Here is a 1,087-nt window from a genome sequence, read left to right on the forward strand (position 1 = left end):
ACGGCTGGGCGGGGCGCGCGTACGGGTTGGGCAGCGGCGCGGCGCCCGCGTGGCCCGTCGGGGCGGGCTGCGGCGGCGCGAGGTGCTGGACGTGCTGCGGTGCGGGGAGCGGCTGCGTCGCGCCGACCGGGGCCAGGGGCTCGGTCCGCGCCTCGACGGGCGCGGGCGCCGGCGTCCCAGCGGTGACGGCCGCGGCACGCTCGGCGGCGGCGGGCGTCGTCTCGGCGGGAGCGGCAGGGGCGTCGGTGGCCGGGGCGGTGGGGGTGGTGGGCTCGGTGCCCGGGGTGCTGGTCATGGTGGCCTCCTCGTTGCTGCCCACCACTTCACACCGCCGCGCTTGAACGACGCTTGAACGCTCCTGGGAGTTCGCTGCGAGTTCAGAGCGCCGCGCGCACGGCGGCGCGCACGTCCTCGGCGAGGCCCAGCGCGTCGCGCCGGCGCTCCGTACGCCCGACGCGCACCTCGAGCACCTGGACGCCGTGGCTCGGCGCGCCGAGCGCGTGCCGCAGGGACGGCACGTCCGGCACGAGCTGGTGGTCCACGCCGTAGCCCGCGCAGAGCTGCGCGAGGTTGGCCCCGTGCGGCGTCGCGAACACGCGCTCGAACGTGCGGCCCGACGCCTCGGACGTCTCGCCGAGCGCGCCCGGCTCGAGCCCCGCGAAGATCGAGCCGCCGTCGTCGTTCACGACGACGAGCTGGAGGTCCGCGTGCGGCTCCGACGGGCCGCGGAGCAGCCCGCCGACGTCGTGGAGGAACGTGAGGTCGCCGAGCAGCGCGCGCGTGCGCCGGTGCGCCCGGCCCGTCGCGACGGCGGCGCCCAGCGCCGTGGAGACCGTGCCGTCGATCCCGGCGAGGCCGCGGTTCGCGAGCACGCGCGGCGCACCCGTGTCGATCCCGAGCACGAGGCCGAGGTCGCGCACGGGGTTGGAGGAGCCGACGACGAGGAGGTCGTCGTCGCCGCACGCGCTCACGACGGCGCGTGCGACGCTCGGCCCGTCGGTCCGCGCACCGTCCGTCGCCGCCGCCACGACGCGCGCCGCGGCGGCCGAGGCGGCGCGCCACCGCGCGAGCCACGCCGGGTCGGCGC

Annotated in this window: 2 pseudogenes; both read right to left on the minus strand. The window is 79.1% G+C overall.

Features of this window, described 5'->3' with window-relative positions:
* Positions 1–295, minus strand: a pseudogene (locus tag GJV82_RS19175) (hypothetical protein); the annotation flags it as partial.
* 82 nt (positions 296–377) lie between these two features.
* Positions 378–1,087: pseudogene (locus GJV82_RS19665) on the minus strand (thiamine pyrophosphate-binding protein); the annotation flags it as partial.

The sequence above is a fragment of the Cellulosimicrobium composti genome (assembly GCF_009711085.1).
GTDB classification, from domain to species: domain Bacteria; phylum Actinomycetota; class Actinomycetes; order Actinomycetales; family Cellulomonadaceae; genus Cellulosimicrobium; species Cellulosimicrobium composti.